The sequence below is a fragment of the Bifidobacterium apri genome, from assembly GCF_009299485.1.
GTDB lineage: Bacteria > Actinomycetota > Actinomycetes > Actinomycetales > Bifidobacteriaceae > Bifidobacterium > Bifidobacterium apri.
The window spans coordinates 302,798-322,378 of sequence record NZ_WBSO01000002.1 but is presented as its reverse complement, the minus strand read 5'-3'; the positions used below and the strand labels follow the sequence as shown (position 1 = coordinate 322,378).

Below are 19,581 nucleotides of genomic sequence, written 5' to 3'. Positions count from 1 at the left end.
CGGCGGAGGCGTGGGACGAGCAGATGGAACGACTCGCCGCCCAGGGCGCACCCGTCCCCGGGTACCCCGTACAATCAACCACAACCCACAACACGAGGCAGTGTTGCACTCCAAACTAGAAAACGGGGTCCAGTGCATTTGTGTTCAGTCCAGTGTAGTTGAGCGGGATTCCGGCCGACTGTACGGTCGTGCCGATGAAGCCCCGTCCCTTGCTGTCCGGAGCCGCGTGCCGGCCGGCTGCGTGTGCGGTGGTGTCGGCGCGTTTCCACAGCATGCGATCGACTGACGCCAGCTCGCCCTTCGCCAGGCCGAGTGCGACCGCGTACGCGAGGTTCCACCCGTACAGTTGGGCGTCCCGCGTGGTGCCGCGTTCGCTCAGATCGCTGTAATCCTTGAGATACTTGCCTAGCCCGAGCACATGATGATACAGGCGCATCATCGGCAGGTCGATGCGTTTGGTGGGGATGTCCGCGTCGATGAGCAGATACCAGGTCAGCGCCATACCCACCGGACGGATAGGGGACAGCGGCAGGGCGATGATGCAATACACCACCAGGAAGATACGGAGCAGGTCAAGCCGGCGTTTTCCATCAGAACCGGTATTTCGGATATCCTGCAAATTTCGCGTGTTGATGACAAGGACAGCCACAATGACAGCCACATACACGAGTGTCATGAGATTCGCGATCGGCACCAGAATATTCAGCCAAGTGAAACCCTCATAGCGGATGAGGACCTGTGTCAGGGAAGCGCAATCACCCGCGTTGAGGAACATTGCGCCCGACGAGCCGTCACCACGTGTGGTGAACATGCTGAATACGCCGGAAATGAACGCGCAGCCGATCAACATGAACGCTCGCGGCGCTCCCAACGACCGCATGATGCCCGAGGATTGCCTGCTGATCTCTGATTCGACACGGGACAGCGCCCGGTAGCCGTCGGCGGAAAGATGGTCGGTCAATTCGGCGACACTTGGATTGACCCGTGTTCCGGGGTCGCCGGGGATTCCCACGGCATCGGGATGCTCGCGATAAAAGTCGCGAAATGCGATAGCGAGAAAGTCCAACAGTTGGTGCTCCGCCGGCGTCAACGGTCGTGTGGAAGCGCCCTGCTGATACACATGGCCTTGCTGGTCAACGCCGATGGCGCCCTTGTCAATTAGTGAGGCGATACCCGAACCGATGAAGGTTCGTTTGCCGAACGCCCATGCGGCGACCATGGGTTCGATTTCCGGCCGGTCGCGCCAATACAGCACTTTCGACGGATGACGTCCGCGCATGCCGACCGCCCGGCATATCGGGACGGCGATAAGGATATTGATGATGCCGATGAAGAAGAGCACGTAATCTATACCGTTGACAGAGACGTCGGATGGGCCGTCCGCTGAGTAGATTTCTTGGAAGCTCCGCCCGCGGAACAGCATGAGCATGCCGAAGTAGTACGCGAGGTACAGAATATACGCGCCGGCCAGAGCGAGCACGATGGCCAGCAGGATCCGCCCGAAACACAACCAGTCAAACCGCTTGTGGTAATTGGGGTTGGTGTAGTTATCATCCGGCATCTTCTCCCAGTAGCGGGCTGCGGCGCGGCCGTTGCGCGGCGGCAGATACGGGTAACTGGGGTTTGGTCGGGCCTGTGGCGTGGCTTGATGGGACAGCGGTGGTTGTGCGGGGCGTTGCGGTGGTATAGGGTGCCGTTGGAACGATTGTCGCGCGACGGGCTCCGGGACGGCGGACTCTGAGACGATGGGCTCCGGGACGACGGGCTGTTGCGATGCTGTCGGTTGCGGTGCCGGCATGGCGGACTGATAGGTGCCTGCCGCGGCAAAGCTGATCCCATCGGCGGAATCGTCAGCTGCCGGTATCGGCATGAATGCCTGAGGGCTGCTGGGATTGTTGTTCTCCATGGCGCATGCACTCCTTCATCGCAAGCTGTGTTGTCACCGGATGCCAACGTTTGCATTCCTGTATATCCATCCTATCGCGTGCCGAGGAACCAACGGCGAATCCGCATCGCAATGAAGCCTGTTCAGATAACAATGCTTCTTGCATTCGCCTGCAATTTATCTGTCCTATGTGGCGTGGTGGCGTATTGAGCGTCGATTCGTGATGCCGGCACCGGTGTCGGCATTGTTCGATGTGCATGGGTTGCTCGGCGCGGAACTTGAACGCACACTATACTGATTCTGAGCAAAAGCGCTGTAAAAATATAAAGAATGGACTTTGTATGGACGACCGTCAGTTCCAGTCATCCGGTTCCGGGCGATATGATGCATCGCAGCCTTACGGTGTGCCGCCCCATGGTAATCAAGTTCGTGGAACGCAACCGGATATGACCGGTCGTCAGGCGCCGAGCAGTGTCACGCCTGCCGGGTATCGACAGACTGGGAGCAAGCGTCCTGATTCCGCCGGCACCGTCCCCGTGCCGATGCCTGCCGATCCGCCTGCACCCAGACCCGCTGCCGTCCCCATGCAGCCCTCGATGCCTCCGATGCCTCGTCGCGCTGCTGATGCCTCGGCTCGGGCGCAATCCGCGGCGCCTGCTGATACGGTGCCGCAACGACATCAGCAACAGACGGCGTCTTCCAACAGTCCTTCCGCCGAATCCGGTGCTTCAATGCCGGTCAATCCCGCCGTCGCGTCTGGGAATATTCCGAGCTACCGGCAGTATGCTTCGACTGCCCTGCCTCATGCGACGAACATGAATCAGAGCATGCCGCCACGGGCGTCGATTGCATCGCGTCAGCCGCCGATGGCACGAACCGCGCCTGCGGCTCCTGCCGCACGCACTTCTCCTGCAGCGCCGTCGACTTCTGCGGTTCCTGCACCTTCCGCAGTTCCTCCCGTACGGGTAGCTCCTACGCCTCCCATGGCGCGAACGACTCCCGCTGTTTCCAAAGCATCTGCGCCTCGGATGACGCCCCCGGCGCCAATGCGGCCTGCAGTACAGATGCAAACCTCGCCATGGGGGCACTCCGCCGGCAATGGCGTGGCGCCGTTCCGCTCCGGCCAGTTCGCTCCACCTGCGCGGGGCGCCGGTTACGGTCCTTTCCCTTCGCACGTGAGCAATGCGCCGTTCTCTGGCACTTACACGCGCACTGCATACCGTAAGCGCGCGAACGTGGGGGTGGTCATCTCGATCATTCTGGTCATGGCGTTGCTGCTTGCAAGTGGTATGGCGATGCAAGGCATACATGAGGGGATGACCGGCTATCGTGAGGCGGTGATCAGCCCGTCGGCAAGTCCTTCCTCAGACGCGTCGCATTCGCCACACACCGACTCATGGGATTTGCCTGCGCAGCAGGTGTGCGCCAATGTGTCTTCAGCTGTGGACAGTCTCGATGGTTGGACCGGGGCCGACAGCACGGAGGTGCCAGCCAAGTTGACGACACTGAAACAAGATCAATCCACGTGTGCCGGCGATGTCTCCAGCCTGTCGTCGACGGACCTCGACGCCATGAGCAATCACACGATTGACGCACTCATCGCGTGGAACGCCGACATCGTCGAGTTCTACGAGCAACGATCAGCGACCATCACGTATCGAATCAACGGCAAATGGCCGGTGGATACCGATGAGCTCGAAGCTCTGCTGGACTCGTCCTCATGGTCGGACGACCCCACGTATGCCGTGCAGCAGGCGGCGAAATTGAAATCCGCGAACGACGCGGTATTCGCAAAAATCAACGAGGTGATCACAGGCCTGCATGCCGATGAAAGCAAGGTCGCAAGCGTGCAGATCAGCCATACTGCCAGCGAGCAGGAAATCTGGGCGGCAATCGATACCGTCACCAAGCAGATGGGCGTCACCTACAGTTTCGAGCCGCTGACATTGTGCGGGAGCAGCAACGGTGAACATACGGTGGCGTTCTTCTGCAATGAGGGAAGTCTGTCGTTTCGAAACAGAATCATGTTCAATACTGGATATAAGTACTGGGGTTGGGGCGAACTGGGAGGCAAAGGCGATCCGTGGATGCTTGACGCAACTAAGCACGAGCTGTCTCATCGCTCGATTTCCATCATGTGCGGCACATCTCGACCGACAATCGCGGGCGAGCGGTATGAGGCGGTGACGAACGCCTACGCGTACTTGTTCATGGGGGTTGACCGGCAGTGGAACGAGCAACACCAGCTTGGGCTTGAAGAGTATGCGGTTGGGGATGCAGAGATGGGCATCGCGCAGAAAATCCATGACGGCACGTGCAGCTGACATCTGACCGCTGCTTGAGACGCGCTGACTCAAGCAGCGGAAGCCGTTGGCCAATGCCGCATACCCCCGGCATCCCTCACGTCGGGCGGGAAATGCGCGCTGCCGGATGAAAGCGGGAGCGCACTGGTATTCCCATGCGCCGGGATTCGGTGCTGCGCAGGTCGGTGTTCGGGCGGACTGCCGCCGCTGACATGGGAGAAATCGCACAAACCGCCCGTCGACGGACAAATCCCCGGGTTTTCGCGGGAGTTTATCGCGGAACCAGGGATTCGGCGGTAACCTCCCGGATCCGGCTTCAGGAGTGATATTTAAGAACCGTGGATTTTCAACGTTCCCGTTGGGAGATTATCCATGAGGACGCCGGATGCCCATAACCTCCCGCATCCCATGCGGGAGAACAGACGCCAGCCGCCCAATCCGTTGAGTTCTCCCAAGACGATCCTGTCCGGTGAAGGGTTATTGGCCAAAATGTGTGTCCGGAATCGGGTGTGAGGGGTTGTCCTGCCGGGCGTGTCGCGGTTTCGAATCCTCATGCCGCCACTTTCGAGCCCGGCCAAAATGTGTGTCCGAAACCGGCGCGGACCCGTTGCTGCGCAAGGCGTACAGGCGATTCGAATGTGCCGGGTCGCGCATGTCATGACATACGTCGTGCGCCAGACAGAAGGCTTCCCGCACTGTCCGGGAGCCATACTGCAGGTTTGCGTATGCCCGGGCATGCGCGAACCGCAAAACACGGGGCCTCCACTGCCGTTTTCCGTCGATATCCGTTCAGCTTCGCATGCCACGGCATACAGGGCGTGCACACGACCAGAGCAACAATCAAGACTCCCGCACACCCCACCAGCAGACACACATACTGGCCTATAACCCCAGGATTCGCTTCGATGCCGGACACACATTTTGGCCTATAACCCCCCAAGACGATCCTGTCCGGTGAATCGGTTTCGCGTTGGAAAAAGAAAACCGGATTACTCAGTGAGTAATCCGGTATTGCAAGTCGGGCTGGCGGGATTTGAACCCGCGGCCTCTTCGTCCCGAACGAAGCGCGCTACCAAGCTGCGCTACAGCCCGTTTTGGCAACGTCCGCTATCATACAGCAATTGCAGAACAATGCCAAATCGGTGTGTCGTGTCGTGTATTGGCACTTCGATACACTGGGGTGCATGACGAATCCTGAACAATCCGCTGAAGATACTGCGGAACAGCATACCCAGCAACCTGAAGACGCGCCGGTCATGACGACCGTCGAACATGCAGAACTTCTGCTGGAGCAGGACAAGAAGATCCGCTCCAATATCGATGAGGGCAAAAGCCTCGATGAAGCGATCGACCCGAGCAACAAGGAATTCGGCCCGCTCGCGCACCCCGAGCAGGTGCAGATGCGTGTCGCCAAGCGCGCGCTCATGCTCAAAGAGGGCGTCCAGCCGTACCCGGTCCATGTCGATGTGACCGCCACCATCGGCCAGGTGCGCGCCAAGTATGACGGCAAGCTCAACGCCGGTGACGAGACGCAAGACGTGGTCGGTGTCGCCGGGCGTGTGCTCTTCCTGCGCAACGGCGGCGGCCTGTGCTTCGTCAAGCTCGCTCAGGGCGACGGCACCGCCATCCAGGGCATGATCTCCAAGAAGGAGATCGGTGCGGATTCCTTGAAGCAGTTCAAACAGATGGTCGATCTAGGCGACCACCTGTTCCTCAAGGGTCGTGTTATCGCGTCGAAGACGGGTGAGCTGTCCGTCTTCGCCAGCGAATGGCGTATCGCGGCGAAAGCCTTGCAACCGCTGCCAGCCCTGCACAAGGAGTTGAGCGACGACACGCGCACCCGCAAGCCGTATATCGGCATGATCGCGGACGAGCGCATCCGCGATATGGTGCGCAAGCGTTCCGCTGTGGTTTCTTCGCTGCGTCACACCTTCGAAGGCCATGACTTCCTCGAGGTCGAAACGCCGATGCTGCAGACCGTGCATGGCGGCGCTGCGGCGCGACCGTTCACCACGCATATGAACGCCTTTGATATCGACCTGTATCTGCGCATCGCCCCGGAATTGTTCCTCAAGCGGTGCCTCGTGGGCGGTATCGACCGTGTGTTCGAAATCAACCGCGACTTCCGCAACGAAGGCGTGGACGCCACGCATGCGCCCGAATTCACCATGCTCGAAGCCTACCAGGCGTACGGCAATTACGACACGATCGCCGCGCTGGTCAAGGAACTGATCGTCAAGTCCGCGCTTGATGCGTTCGGCAGCACGAAAGTCACGCTGCTCAACGGCGAGGAATACGATTTCGGCGGCGAGTGGAAGACCATCAGCATGTATGATTCGCTCTCCGAGGCACTCGGCGAGGAAATCATCCCGAACGGCGGACCGGACAACCCGGGCACGTCGGTCGAACATCTCGGGCAGATCGCCGACAAGCTGGGCGTGGAACGCGACGATGTGGAGAACCACGGCAAGCTGGTCGAACACCTCTGGGAGCACTTCTACGAGGACAAGCTCTACGAGCCGACCTTCGTGCGCGACTTCCCGGTGGAAACCAGCCCGCTGGTCAAGTCTCACCGTTCAAAGCCGGGCGTGGTGGAAAAGTGGGATCTGTACGTGCGCGGTTTCGAGCTGGCGACCGGCTATTCCGAACTCAACGACCCCGTGGTCCAGCGCGAACGGTTCGTCGCCCAAGCCAAGGATGCGCTCGCCGGCGATGTCGAAGCCATGGATATCGACGAGGACTTCCTTGAGGCGCTCGGTGTCGGTATGCCGCCGGCAGGAGGCACCGGCATGGGTATTGACCGTCTCCTCATCGCACTGACCGGTGCGACCATCCGCGAGACCATCACCTTCCCGTTGACTAAGCCGCTGAATCTCCAGTAAGTCATTCGGATGCGCAAGCAGTGGTGCCGGTTCCAGATTCTGGGCCGGCATCACTGCTCAGCGCCGAAGATTATCCGTCGCTGTGTTGGAGTGGTCCGCGGGCAAAGGCTTCGGTAACGGCACGTATGCATCCACACGCTGGTCTGTTGCACTTACCAATCCGTTTCGCGCATCATACGAAGTCACGGTGTTGATTTCCGGATTGCCGCCGTGGCCTCGGTGTCGCGACCGTCTGGGAAGAAGCGGATGGCTGCCCTATTCGTGCTCTCTTGGTGACATGCCGTTGTCGGATGCGTGTTGACGATGTGCAAGACCTTGATTTCGTCACCGCAGTGGAGTAGGGAGGAGATATGGGAAAGATGAGGTTCGCGGATTGGGTTCGCGGAGCGCGACTGAAGACCTTGCCGTTGTCGGTTGCTCCAGTTATCTCGGGCGCCGCCGTCGCGAGCGTTTCCGGAGCCCCGTATGATCCGCTGTTTCTCGCTGTGATGCTGTTGTGCATGGGCGTGGCGTTGTTTTTGCAGATCGCGGCGAATTTCGCGAATGATTATTCTGATGGGTTGCGTGGTACGGATGCGGGGCGCGATGCGAGGCATGCGGATGATATCGCAGGATACCGGGCAACCGGTACCGCCACTGCCGATGCTGCCGCCGCTGCCGATGTCGCCGATGCCGCCGTGCAGAACGGCGGAATGCGTGCCGCCGGATTCCAGCAGGGTGCGCCGACCCGGTTGGTCGCTTCCGGTGTCAATCCCCGGCGGGTGCTGTTCGCTGCGGGCGTGAATGCGGCGATCGCTTGCGTCTGCGGGCTTGCCGTATGCGCATTGACCGGGTACTGGTGGTTCATCGCAGTCGGCGTAGCATCGCTGTTGGCTGGCTGGTGCTATGTAGGGGGAAGCCACCCGTATGGATATCACTGCCTCGGCGAGGTATTCGTCTTCGTATTCTTCGGACTGGTGGCCACGTGCGGCACGATGTTCGCGCTGTCGGGGCGTATCACGGTTGGCGGTCTATGCGCGGGATGCGCGAACGGTCTGGTCGCCGTCGCCGTATTATCCGTGAATAATCTGCGCGATATCGAGTCCGACCGTGTGCATGGCAAACATACGTGGATGACGGTGTTCGGGCGCGCGTGGGGCACGGTGTTCACCGACGGGTTGTTGGTCGTCGCCTCGATTCTCGCCATCGCACAGGTCGCCGGGTGGCTGGTGTCGATTCCTGTTATCACCGTGGTCTGCGTGTTCATGTGCGTGGTCCAAATAGCTGCTTGCGATGCAATCGGCCGGGCGGATTATCGCCATGCCTTGCCGTTGTGCACGCTCGGCTCACTGTCGGTCTCGTTGGTCTTCGCCGCGGCTGCTTTTCTGGTGTAGCGGGTGAGCAGAGCAAGGTGGCAGCGGGGTGCGGATGCATGTCCGCGCTTCGCACACAAGGGCGGCATTTGGGAGGCCGAGGCGCTAGACTGAGACTATGACTTATAAACTAGTACTGCTCCGTCACGGACAGAGCGCATGGAATAAGACGAATCAGTTCACCGGCTGGGTGGACGTCCCGCTGACCGAGCAGGGCGTTGAGGAAGCCAAGCGTGGCGGCCAGCTGCTCAAGGAGAAGAACGTCCTTCCGGACATCGTGTTCACCTCCCTGCTGCGCCGTGCCATCAATACCGCGAATTACGCGCTTGACGAGGCTGACCGCCTGTGGATCCCTGTGCAGCGTAGCTGGCGTCTTAACGAGCGTCACTATGGCGCGCTCCAGGGCAAGAACAAGAAGGCCATCCGCGAGGAATACGGCGATGAGAAGTTCATGCTGTGGCGCCGCTCCTATGCTACCCCGCCGCCAGAGATCGATCCGAACGACGAGTATGCGCAGAACCACGATCCGCGTTACACCGGTGATCCGGTGCCGGAAGCCGAGTGCCTGGCTGATGTCGTCAAGCGCGTCGAGCCGTACTTCAAGTCTGCGATTGAGCCTGAGCTCAAGGCCGGCAAGACGGTTCTGATCGCCGCTCACGGCAACTCCCTGCGTGCCATCGTGAAGATGCTGGACGGCCTGTCGGAGGAAGAGATCGCCAAGGTCAACATTCCGACCGCTATCCCGCTGCTCTATGAGTTGGACGAGAACTTCAAGCCGATCAAGCCGCGCGGCGAGTACCTCGATCCTGAGGCTGCCGCTGCAGGTGCAGCTGCTGTCGCCAACCAGGGCAAGTAATCCGCCCGCAGGCGTCTGTCTGAAGCATATCGTATGTGCCCGCGCTACCCCATGAGGTGGCGCGGGCACATGCATTTTGGGGGTGATTCGGGGGAGTGGCACAAGGGGGACTCGTCAGCTGACATGTGTGTGGAATCTGCCGTGGGACAAAAACAGCAGGTGGTCCTGTACGCCCATGGGCACAGGACCACCTGCTATGAAGCGTGACGGATTCTTGCCGCCCTGCTATGACGCAACCGTGGTCATACGACGGTACCGGTCACAGCTCAACGACCGGTGTGTCCTCGTCGCGTCCTGGATCCTTGCTCGGGTCGAATCCGGAAACGATGTACACCACGCGTCGCGCAGCGGACACCGCGTGATCGCCGAGACGCTCGAGGAAGCGGCCGATGAGAACCACGTCGATGAGCTGTTGCTTCGTGCCCTGCCACTGATCCGACAGCACGAGTTCGAAGGTGTGATGGTGCAGCTGGTCGAGCTTGTCGTCGTCAAGGATGATGTTCTCGGCGATCTTCGTGTCCCTGTCCGCAAGCATGTCCACAATGCGGTCTGCCGTGTTGCGCAGGAACTCCACCATCTGCGCGAAGGTCTCGCGAGCCTCATCAGGCAACGCGTTTTGCGGGTACGCGCGACGGGCGGCCTCAGCGATATGGCGTGCCAGATCGCCCATACGTTCGAAGGTTGACGCCAGTCGCAGCGTGGAGACGACAACCCTCAGATCGGTTGCCACCGGGTTCTGCTTGGCCAGCAGTCGTACACACTGGTCGACGATGCTGGACTCCAAGGCGTCGATTTCGATATCTCCGTCGATGACTGCCTGAGCCTTGTCGATATCCGCATTCATCAGCGCATCCCCAGCGCCGTTGATCGCCTTACGGACGTCTTGCGCCATACGATCGAGATCGTCGGCGACGGCTTTCATCTCCTCATTGAAAATTACGCGCATTGCTCTGCCTTTCCGGGATTGTTCCATTCGTTGCGCGAGCGGTCGCGCACGCTTCCTTTTGCTCATCGGACGCTGTTGCCGCAGTCGCCACTCCATACAGTTTATTCGCAATGCGGCCGGAATGCCACACGAGGCGGGCACGGTTCACGATGGTTTGTACAGAATTCATGTATTCGTTCACCTGTGGTTCAACTTGGTGCCACCGATCCAGTGGCATCGGCACAGGAAACTGTGCGACAATGGCGGCATGGACTCCTCATGGACTGTGTGGTATATCGTGGTCGTCGTGACGGCCGCCGCCTGTGTGGCTGCCGTCATCGCCGTAACGCTGAACGATGTGCGTCATGGGAACAATCCGCTACGGCGGCTTACCTCTTATCCACAAGGTGGTTTTCTCGGGTTGGGGCATCGCGCAGACAAACGAGAGGAGTCGGAGGCAGCGGAAGATCTCGATGATTCCGCACAGGCGATTTTGGCGATGATTCCTGTGGCGTCCGCGGTCGTGGATGACCATGACGCCGTTATCAGAGCGAGTTCCGCCGCGTATACGCTCGGGGTGGTTGAGGATGAGTCGTTGTGCAATGAGGATATCCTCGCCGCCGTCCATGAAGTGCGCGATAAGGGCGGGCGCAAACAGCTGGACATCACTACGCAGACCGTCTCTCAGCACATCATCGGGCCAGACCATGAGGCGGGCGAAGACGCGGGACTGCAGCAAGTCCGGGTCGTCAACGGAGTGTCGCGGCCTAACTGGCTGAAAGTCACTGTCGGAAAAATCAATGCGCGCTTCGTCGTCGTGCTGCTGAACGATGTCAGCGAAGCCATCCGGTTCAGCCAAGTCAGGGAATCCTTTATCCAGAACGTTTCCGAACAGCTGATCGAACCTACGCAAGCGCTGGAGCATCTCGCGGACTCGCTGGAACACGATGATCTCGACCGTGAGTCGGTCAGGCGCCAGGCCGTTGAAGTCCGGCGTTCATGCAAACACATGGAACACATGGTTTCCGACTTGTTGCTCCTGATCCGCTCGCAGGAGCAGGTCACACCGTCGAGCCACAACCGGATCAACGTCATGAAGCAGTTGCGTGATGTTGTGCAGGCCCATCTCGAACAGGCGCAGGAAGCCGGGGTGCAGCTCGAATTGTCCGGTGATGACAGTCTTGACATCAACGGTGAATCCGACCAGATCAAAGCCGCGGTGGGTAAGCTCATCGAGAACGCGATCGGCTATTCGCCACAAGGATCGACGGTTGCGGTGTCGGTGAAGCGTTCTCAGGATGGCGGTCATGCGTCAGTCAGCGTAATCGATCGTGGATGCGGAATACCGAAGTCTGAACAAGAGCGCGTGTTCGAGCGTTTCTACCGTGGCAGTGAACAGAATGAACGCACGGCGCACGGCATAGGTTTGGGACTTGCCATCGTCAAACACGTGGCGCTGACTCATCACGGCAATGTGACGGTGTGGAGCGTTCCGGGGCAGGGAAGCACGTTTACGATGTCGCTGCCGCTTGCGCAAGACATGGTGACAGCCTGAACCGGGTTCCTGGAACCGGACCGGTGACCTGCCACGCCACTGAGACCCGCACTCGCCGTCGGGTCGGCGGCGGTAGGAGGGCGGTTTTCAGGTCATCTTCAGGGTTATTTCCCGAGACGGCGATAATCCCAACGGTCAAAATGTTCCCACACGAGCAGGATGATTCCGACGAGCACGCCGGCGACACATACGACCAGCTCTTTGAGCGCCGGCACATGCAACGCGAGCAGCATGGCGCACACGATCAGAGCAGCCGTCCACGCAGCAGTACCGATGAGGAACACTTTTCTCAGGTCGACACGCACAGGCTTGGGCGACGGTCTGCGGGCCGCCGGATCGAAAATCGGAGCCAACTTCATACCATTACCATAACGTGCGGGGTAACCTTATAAGGTATTGTTCGCCGGAAGAAAGGATTGCCGCAGCCGTGTATGTGATACATCCGGTCCCGAAGCGCTATGCGTGGGGATCCTACAGCCGTCTGCAATCCCTGTTCGCCGACGAGCTGCCTGAGCAGACGCTTCATGACGGTAAACCGCTGGCGGAAATGTGGTTCAGCGGTCACCCGCAGTCGCCTTCGTTGCTGGAAGCCCTGGACGGTTCATCCGCCACAGTGACGCAGATGATTCGTGAACATCCCGAGGATATGGTCGGTTCACGCGTCTCCGAGCAGTTCGGACCGGAACTGCCGTTTCTGTTCAAAATCATCGCGGCACGCATCCCGTTGTCATTGCAGGTGCATCCGGTGGATTTCGAGGCGCGTGCGGGATTCAACGCGCAAAACGCCCAAGGCATCGCGATGGATGCGCCGGAACGTTCGTTTCACGATGCCGAAGCGAAAAGCGAGATGGTTGTGGCCTTGGAGCCGTTCCATGCGTCTGTGGGCTTCGGGACCGTCCGTTTCATGTTGCGCAATCTCAGCATGGTCGGCCATCCGCTTGCGGCGCGTATGGTTGAGGCGTTGACTGAACGGACCATGCGCATCGGGCAGACCCCTGAAGGGTTCGAACAGGCGGATGCGATGATGCCGGTGTCCTCTATGGTGTGGCCTGATTCGCGCCGGCGTATTTTCCGCGCGTTCTACACGGCGATCACCGCGCCGACGACTGACGATCTGCAAGCGCAGCTGCGGTATGCTTCATTGCGTGTCAGCGATCCTGCGTCACGGCTGGCATTCCGGCATGCGCTTGCTGCCGCTGAGGCGTTCCCCGGCGATCCGAGCGTGCTGACATTGCTGATGCTCAACCCTGTCTGCCTGCAAGAAGGGGAGTCCGTGTTCATTCCTGCGGGCGCTCCGCATGCGTATATCCATGGCACGGCGGCTGAAATCATGAATAATTCCGATAATGTGCTCAGGGCGGGGATGACCGTGAAGCACAAGGATATTCCCAGGTTGCTGCATACGCTGAACTGTCAGCCGGGTGCCCCGGTGGACCCGGCTGACGCGCGGTTCGGCGATATGGCGACGCGTGACGGCAATCTCATCGTGTATCGGCCGCATATCGATGAGTTCATGCTGACTTACGGAACCACCGGCCAGCACGCCCAAGCATGGCCGGTTGTGGACAGGGTCCATCGTCGCTATGGGGCGTTGTTGCGTCAACTGACGTTGGGGCGTGTGGATCAGGGGCGCAACAAGCCGCGTATCGTTCTGTGCACCCAAGGGTCGGTTCGTTGTTCAAGCGAGCGGGATTCCCGCGTGTTGTCTGCGGGGCATGCGGTGTTCGTGCCCGCCTGTGAAGGGTGGGTCACGGTGGAATCTGTCGGCGATGACGGCGAACGCCAAGACGGTCAGGATGATCCATCTGGTCAGGACGGCGGCGAAGCCGGTCGCTACGGCGGTCAAATCGGCGGATCGTTCCTTATGGCGACGACACAGGTGTGAAACCCTTGATGCGATGCCGGTATCGTGTCGCAGAACGTTGATTTCCAAGCTCCAAGAACTGCTGCATGTGCAGGGCATGCTGCGGAATCTCAATATCTCTCGGCATCTGCCTTTACGCTCGCGTTGTTCGGATGCTGTTCTCAAATCTCGCCATATCGGGGCGTATCGCGCAGAAGTTGAATCCCGATTCCTCCGAAAAACAAAAACTGTCTACGCCCGCACCACGGCAGACGTAGACAGTTGAGCATATCGAGCGAATCAGCCGATTACAGATGTTCGACGATGTAATCGACGCACTTGGTGAGCGCTACGATATCGGACGGTTCCACTGACGGGAATACGCCGATGCGCAGCTGATTGCGTCCGAGCTTGCGGTACCCGCCCGTGTCGACGATGCCGTTGTCGCGCAGCGCCTGGATGACTTGCTTGGCGCTGATGGCGTCGTCGAGATCGATGGTCACGGTCGCTGTGGAGCGGGCGCTCTCGTCCTCGACGAAGGGATGCGCGTACTCGCTGCGTTCCGCCCACTGGTACAACAGGGAAGCGGATTTCGCGCAACGGGCGTGTGCCCACGCCAGTCCGCCGTTGTCGTTGAGCCAACGGATCTGGTTCTCAAGCATGATCAGTGTCGCCACAGCGGGTGTGTTGAGCGTCTGGTCCTTGCGGGAGTTGTCGATTGCGGATTTCAGGGATAGGAAGGTGGGGACCCAGCGCCGGGCGCCTTCCAGCTTCGTGCTTTCTTCCAACGCGTACGCGCGTTCGATGGCCGCAGGGGAGAGGATGGCGATCCACATGCCGCCGTCGGAGCCGAATGCTTTCTGCGGCGAGAAGTAATAGGCGTCGCATTGCGACATGTCGACTGACAGCACGCCTGCGCCGCTGGTCGCGTCCACCAAGGTGATCGCGCCCTGTTCGACGCTGCCGGCGATTCGCTTGACCGGGGCGGCGACACCGGTTGAGGTCTCGTTGTGCGCCCAGCAGTAGGTGTCTACATATTCGGTGAGTTCAGGAAGTCGGTAGGTTCCCGGTTCCGAGCGGAACATCTCCGGTTTCTCGAGGAACGGGGTCTTGTCGGCCTCGATGGCGAATTTCTCGCTGAACGAGCCGTACACGCCGAACGCCGCTTTGCGGGTGATGAGCGAAGCACACGCCATATCCCAGAATGCGGTCGCACCGCCGTTGCCGAGAACGACTTCGTAGCCATCGGGAATATTGAAGAACTGAGCAAGCCCCTCGCGAATAGACCCGACGAGCTGCTTGACCGGCGCCTGGCGGTGGGAGGTGCCGAGCAGCTTGGTGGCGCCGGCGTCGAGGGCCTGCACCTGCTCGGGACGGATTTTGCTCGGGCCGGAGCCGAACCGACCGTCCCGTGGAAGCATGGATTCGGGAATTGTCACTGTATTGCTCATGCTTGCTAGGGTAGCTAACCGGGTGGATTGACTGCCGTCCGCTGTACATATCGTGGTCATGGATGCTTGCATGTCGATGGACTCAGGACGTGTTGATCGGGATAAGGAGACACGCCGGAGCGAGCAGAACAGGTGTCTGGAAATCCGTTGCCACTCGGTGGCGGCCGTCGGAGTATAACGTTTGACGTGTTGCAGGGTGGTCAGGACAGGTTGTAAAGTAGCAAGGAGATGAGCCGAGTCGGCCGCGCCCTGCGAAGCATATGTATCAGGGCTGTAGCGGAGAGGTTCCGGCTTGTGGCAGATCTTGGTTTTCAAGGTGACGGCGTAAGGAGTACTCGAGTATGAAGCATGCGGCACGGAAAGCGACGCAATCAGGTCGCGGTTTTCGTGTAGCTGATGTATTCGCGCCGTCCCATCGTGGCTCCCATGCGGCACATAGCGTGCGCGCAGTCCGCGAAGACGGCGGTGAGCAGACGCTCGGCCTTGACCCTGTACTCGCGGCAAAGCTTGAAGAAGTCGCGCCCCTGACTCGGCGAGCGATCCGTGAATCAGCGCGTGCCGCCCGTCGCAAGTCCCGTTTCATGGCTTCAGGCTCCATGGTCGCGTTGGCGGGTGCTGCAGCAGCGGCAATCAGTTTCAGCAATATGAATGCCTCTACTTCGCTCGCATCGTCCACAGCGGCTACCGGCACCGTCCAGACCGCCAAGTCGGCTTCGGGCAGTTCGGTGTCCCGTTCGCAGGAGCGTACGTCTCTTGGAGCGGCTGACGGGACGACCAGCTCGGGCAACTGGTCCTTGGGCTCCTCGAATTCCGATCTCGACGTCTCGCAGATGTCGCAGACGGCAGTGTCGAATCCAGTGGTCGCCGTGTTGTATGAGGCCGACAAGAGCCTGCTTCCCTCGGGGTTCGACCCCAACCATGATGCGGGTGATTCCGGCAACCAGTATTCGTTCAGCCAGTGCACGTGGTGGGCGTATGTGCGTCGTCATCAGCTCGGGCTGCCGGTCGGTTCGCATCTTGGCGATGGCGCTCAATGGGCTGCGTCCGCGAAGAAGCTGGGGTATTGGGTTGATACCACACCGCGCCATGTCGGCGATGTCATCGTGTTCCAGCGCGGGCAGTTCGGGTCGAGCACGGTGTACGGTCATGTCGCCATCGTCGAGCAGATCAATGCCGACGGTTCGATCGTGACATCGGAATGCGGGGCGTCACTCAACGGCAAAACGGTGTCCCGTACTTTTACGGCGGACCAGGCTTCGCAACTGCAATTCATTCATTACTGACGCGAAGCGTTCTTGGTATTGTCTGGCTCGGGCCGTGTCGTCGGCCGTGTCATCCGCGGCTTTGTGCGGTGTTCGGCGTGTCTGGTGCCGTCAGGCGGATAACCAACATGCGTCTCAGCTTTCTGTAAGTTAGGCATGCTATGGTATTGCTTTGATGATGAAACTAGGTAAATCTCTCACAGCGATGGTCGCAGTTGCAGCCGCGTGTATATCGTTGGCGGCGATTGCCCCTTCAGCGTCCGCACAATCAGCGACGACCGACGAAGCGGTCACGTCGTCACGTTCGTTCCCCAAGACCACAACCGTCAAGAAGAATCTGCTTGCCGAATCGACATCGACCAGCGTGGATTCCTCGTCAAATTGGGGTGGTATTGAATCGTTGAACCCGCCGCAGACCAAGTCCACGGCGGAAAAGGAAGCCGAAGCCAAGGCGGCTGCGGAAGCGGCTGCACAGCAGGCTGCTCAGCAAGCGGCGCAACAGGCTGCGGCGCAAGCACAGCAGCAGGCGGCAAGCCGTTCACAGAGCCGCAGCAGCTTGAATACATCGACCTCGAGCACTGCAACCACGGTCAAGGCGCCTGACAGTGCATCCGCCAGCGCGCTGGTCGCGTATGCAGCACAATTCGTGGGCGTGGTTCCGTACGTCAGCGGCGGCAATACGCCGGCAGGCTGGGATTGCTCCGGCTTCGTGCAGTACGTGTACGCGCAGATGGGAATCAGTCTTCCCCATTATTCCGGCAGTCAGGCCACAGTGGGCACAGCGGTGCCTTCCCTCGCTGAAGCACAGCCGGGCGATATCATCGCGAACGGTGTGCATTCCGGTATCTATGTCGGCAACGGTATGGTGGTCAACGCGTTGAACAAGAACGCTGGAACCGTATACACGCCGGTCGCATACGCATTCAGCGGATCTTACTCGATCCGTCGTCTGTTGTAATCCGCAGCCCGTCACGGCGGCGAAGAATCCAACCGATCCATGGTTGTATGAGCATGTGAGGCGTCTGAACAGGCGCCTCACATGGTATTCATGGGTGTGCCACACCGGTGCGGCACTGTAGCTGTCTCATCCTGCTCGGCGGGAAATATCGATACAAGGTGTCCGAATATCTCGATGTTCGGCATAATCGTCGAGATTTAGGGTTTCTCAAGGCGGATTCCATCATCGCTGATGGTGGCGGCAACACGCCTGCTTCTGCACTGACTACCCGTAGTGTATCGTGCCGATCCCAAACGATCGGCAAGCTGCGAACAGCGAGAGCGTCTGCCACCTCGGTACACATTCCAGGCCAATGCGGATATCACAACGTATTCTCCGGATTTTTTCTTGCGACACTGTCCTTGAAGACTCACAATGGTGGAGTAAGGTGAAAGTAGTGGTGGCGTACCGCTGCGTCGCCAATGAATGAAGGAGGTCGTCATGATTAACGACAAGGCAATCCTCGTCGGCGTGGATGGATCCCATGCAAGCTACAAGGCCACGTGGTGGGCTGCGAATTATGCGAAGCATGCGGGACTGACCCTGCAGATCGTGTGCGCATACTCACTGCCGAGCTATGCCGCCGTATCATTCGACGCCACATACACCGCGATGGGCGATGACAACGCCGCGCACAATGATGCGCAGGAGATTCTGTCCAAGGCGAAGGCCATCGCCGATGAACAGGGTGTGAAAGCGGCGACGCTGATTGTGACCGGGGATCCGGCGTCTGTGTTCGTTGAACTGTCGCGCAACTACAATCTCATCGTCATCGGCAACCGGGGCAAGGGCGGTCTTGCCGAGCGGCTGCTGGGCACGACCAGCTCATCGCTGCCCGCGTATGCATATTGCCCGATTGTCGTTGTGCCCTACACCGATGATGATGGCAACCTGATGCATCTGAACAATAAGATCAAGCATGTCGCTGTCGGCTCGGACGAATCCAAGTGGGGCCTGAAAGCCCTTGAGATCGCCGCTGACTTCGCGGCAAGCTGGAACGCACAGCTCGATGTGATCTCCGCTGTGCCGAATGTCAAGGGCGCCGCGGAAGACAAGGGCGTTATGGATTCGTACATGGACGATCTCGCCGTGCGTATCAAGCCGATCGAGGAAGCCCACCCCGACCTTGAGATCCACAAGGAGATTGTGCCGGGCAACGCGGTCGATACGCTCACCAAAGCGAGCTATGACCATGATGTCGTGGTGGTCGGGTCGCGCGGCCGCGGCGGATTCACCGGTCTGCTGCTCGGCTCCACAAGCCAGGGATTGCTCCAGCATGCGGTCAGCCCGGTATATGTGGTGCCGCGCAAGTATGTGGAAGCGGCGGAATCCCAGCTTGACACCGTTCCGAGCTCGCCCGCGGATGTGCCGACCAAGCCGATCGACGATATTTCCGGCGTCGAAGCCGTTCAGGTGCCCACCGCCGGCGCCGAGCAGGTCAGCGCCATCGAGTCGAAGATCGACCCGGAGCATAAGGAGTAAGGTGTAGGCATCCGGCTTTCAGCAGCCGGTAGACAGCCGGCGGGCAACCAGTCGGATGCCAGCACCTGGAACCCCAACGTATGATGCCGCCACCCGCAACCTGCGGATGGCGGCATCAATATTCAAGCAGCCACGTGCTCAAGCGTCCGGTGCGCGAATCGCAGCATACGTGTCACGCACCATGGAGGTACGCGAATTACTTGCGAACCGTGACGTTCACACGCACCGGCGTCTCCTGCCGGTAGGTGTGCGCGACCGTGCAGCCTTTCTCGATATGGCGTTCGACACGTTCCTTGAGCTTTGCCACCTCGTCGTCATCGAGATCAGCAGAAGTCGCGTCCACGTTCACCTGCTCTTCGAAGGACAGATAGGAATCGGTCTCCGGGTCATAGGTGCCGTCAACGACGATTCTTGCGCCCGAACCTTCGCCCAAAGTATTCTCGATCGGGAATTTGCTGGAGAGCGCAGCGCACCCCGCCAGCGCGACTTTCATCAAGTCACCGGGGGTGAACAGGCCTCTGCCCTTGCCGAATTTGAGGTGCGCGCCGTCCTCGCTGAACGCGTCCCATGAACCATCTTTATTCCGCTCGACCCAAAGCCGTTTGCCCATGTTGTGCCTCCTGGAGTTGCTGGCGCGCTTCTCGCGCCGATGCTTACAGATTAGCCCAAGCACCTGCCCGGTATCCGCTCACAGCGGGATTTGTGGACATGCCGGGGCGCCTGCGATGCCACACGCCGGGCGTTGGGCGAAATCAGCGGCGTTTTTGTGATGGCTTCCAGCTGAAATC

General features: G+C 59.8%; 15 protein-coding genes and 1 tRNA gene. 9 read left to right on the top strand and 7 right to left on the bottom strand.

Annotated features, from left to right (window positions below):
- Positions 1-115 precede the first annotated feature (115 nt).
- A complete protein-coding gene (locus tag DSM100238_RS02650) occupies positions 116-1,906 on the bottom strand; it encodes a DUF2207 family protein (protein ID WP_152355167.1) in 1,791 nt (596 codons plus the stop codon).
- Positions 1,907-2,741: 835 nt separating this feature from the next.
- Positions 2,742-2,870: a hypothetical protein gene (locus DSM100238_RS09615; protein ID WP_276608008.1), complete on the bottom strand. Its 129-nt coding sequence runs from the start codon at positions 2,868-2,870 to the stop codon at positions 2,742-2,744.
- 190 nt (positions 2,871-3,060) lie between these two features.
- On the opposite strand from DSM100238_RS09615, the gene DSM100238_RS02645 reads away from it, so the two are divergent.
- Entirely contained in the window at positions 3,061-4,209 is a 1,149-nt protein-coding gene (locus tag DSM100238_RS02645; protein WP_167510987.1) for a glycogen/starch/alpha-glucan phosphorylase, read from the top strand.
- Positions 4,210-5,206: 997 nt separating this feature from the next.
- Here the strand turns inward: DSM100238_RS02645 and DSM100238_RS02640 are convergent.
- Positions 5,207-5,280, bottom strand: a tRNA-Pro gene (locus tag DSM100238_RS02640).
- A 164-nt stretch (positions 5,281-5,444) separates the two neighbouring features.
- On the opposite strand from DSM100238_RS02640, the gene lysS reads away from it, so the two are divergent.
- The 3 genes from lysS (at position 5,445) to DSM100238_RS02625 (ending at position 9,278) form a co-directional block, all read left to right on the top strand.
- Positions 5,445-7,070 carry a lysine--tRNA ligase gene (gene lysS, locus DSM100238_RS02635; protein ID WP_152355206.1) on the top strand — a complete coding sequence of 542 codons (1,626 nt, stop codon included), beginning with the start codon at positions 5,445-5,447 and terminating at the stop codon, positions 7,068-7,070.
- A gap of 359 nt (positions 7,071-7,429) precedes the next feature.
- The gene (gene menA / locus DSM100238_RS02630; RefSeq protein ID WP_152355205.1) at positions 7,430-8,443 is read left to right on the top strand and encodes a 1,4-dihydroxy-2-naphthoate octaprenyltransferase; all 1,014 of its coding nucleotides are present in this window, start codon (positions 7,430-7,432) and stop codon (positions 8,441-8,443) included.
- Between the two features lie 97 nt (positions 8,444-8,540).
- A complete protein-coding gene (locus DSM100238_RS02625) occupies positions 8,541-9,278 on the top strand; it encodes a phosphoglyceromutase (protein WP_015450890.1) in 738 nt (245 codons plus the stop codon).
- 259 nt (positions 9,279-9,537) lie between these two features.
- Here the strand turns inward: DSM100238_RS02625 and phoU are convergent, their stop codons facing one another.
- Positions 9,538-10,224 carry a phosphate signaling complex protein PhoU gene (gene phoU / locus DSM100238_RS02620; RefSeq protein ID WP_152355165.1) on the bottom strand — a complete coding sequence of 229 codons (687 nt, stop codon included), beginning with the start codon at positions 10,222-10,224 and terminating at the stop codon, positions 9,538-9,540.
- Between the two features lie 247 nt (positions 10,225-10,471).
- On the opposite strand from phoU, the gene DSM100238_RS02615 reads away from it, so the two are divergent.
- On the top strand, positions 10,472-11,758 hold the full coding sequence (locus DSM100238_RS02615) for a sensor histidine kinase (protein WP_240812303.1): 1,287 nt from the start codon (positions 10,472-10,474) through the stop codon (positions 11,756-11,758).
- Positions 11,759-11,862: 104 nt separating this feature from the next.
- On the opposite strand, the gene DSM100238_RS02610 is transcribed toward DSM100238_RS02615, so the two are convergent.
- Positions 11,863-12,117: a DUF2530 domain-containing protein gene (locus tag DSM100238_RS02610; RefSeq protein ID WP_152355164.1), complete on the bottom strand. Its 255-nt coding sequence runs from the start codon at positions 12,115-12,117 to the stop codon at positions 11,863-11,865.
- Positions 12,118-12,191: 74 nt separating this feature from the next.
- Between DSM100238_RS02610 and manA the strand changes: the two genes are divergently transcribed.
- On the top strand, positions 12,192-13,643 hold the full coding sequence (manA, locus tag DSM100238_RS02605; RefSeq protein ID WP_240812302.1) for a mannose-6-phosphate isomerase, class I: 1,452 nt from the start codon (positions 12,192-12,194) through the stop codon (positions 13,641-13,643).
- 266 nt (positions 13,644-13,909) lie between these two features.
- Here manA and serC read toward each other — a convergent pair whose 3' ends face one another.
- Positions 13,910-15,052, bottom strand: coding sequence for a phosphoserine transaminase (serC, locus tag DSM100238_RS02600; protein ID WP_152355162.1), 1,143 nt, complete (start codon positions 15,050-15,052; stop codon positions 13,910-13,912).
- A 341-nt stretch (positions 15,053-15,393) separates the two neighbouring features.
- Between serC and DSM100238_RS02595 the strand changes: the two genes are divergently transcribed.
- From DSM100238_RS02595 to DSM100238_RS02585, 3 genes are all read left to right on the top strand, one after another.
- Positions 15,394-16,335 (top strand): CHAP domain-containing protein, encoded by a 942-nt coding sequence (locus tag DSM100238_RS02595; protein ID WP_152355161.1) that lies wholly within the window; start codon positions 15,394-15,396, stop codon positions 16,333-16,335.
- Between the two features lie 157 nt (positions 16,336-16,492).
- On the top strand, positions 16,493-17,272 hold the full coding sequence (locus DSM100238_RS02590) for a C40 family peptidase (RefSeq protein ID WP_152355203.1): 780 nt from the start codon (positions 16,493-16,495) through the stop codon (positions 17,270-17,272).
- A gap of 480 nt (positions 17,273-17,752) precedes the next feature.
- Positions 17,753-18,793, top strand: coding sequence for a universal stress protein (locus DSM100238_RS02585; protein ID WP_152355160.1), 1,041 nt, complete (start codon positions 17,753-17,755; stop codon positions 18,791-18,793).
- Positions 18,794-18,989: 196 nt separating this feature from the next.
- Here DSM100238_RS02585 and DSM100238_RS02580 read toward each other — a convergent pair whose 3' ends face one another.
- Entirely contained in the window at positions 18,990-19,403 is a 414-nt protein-coding gene (locus tag DSM100238_RS02580; RefSeq protein ID WP_152355159.1) for an OsmC family protein, read from the bottom strand.
- Positions 19,404-19,581: the final 178 nt, after the last annotated feature.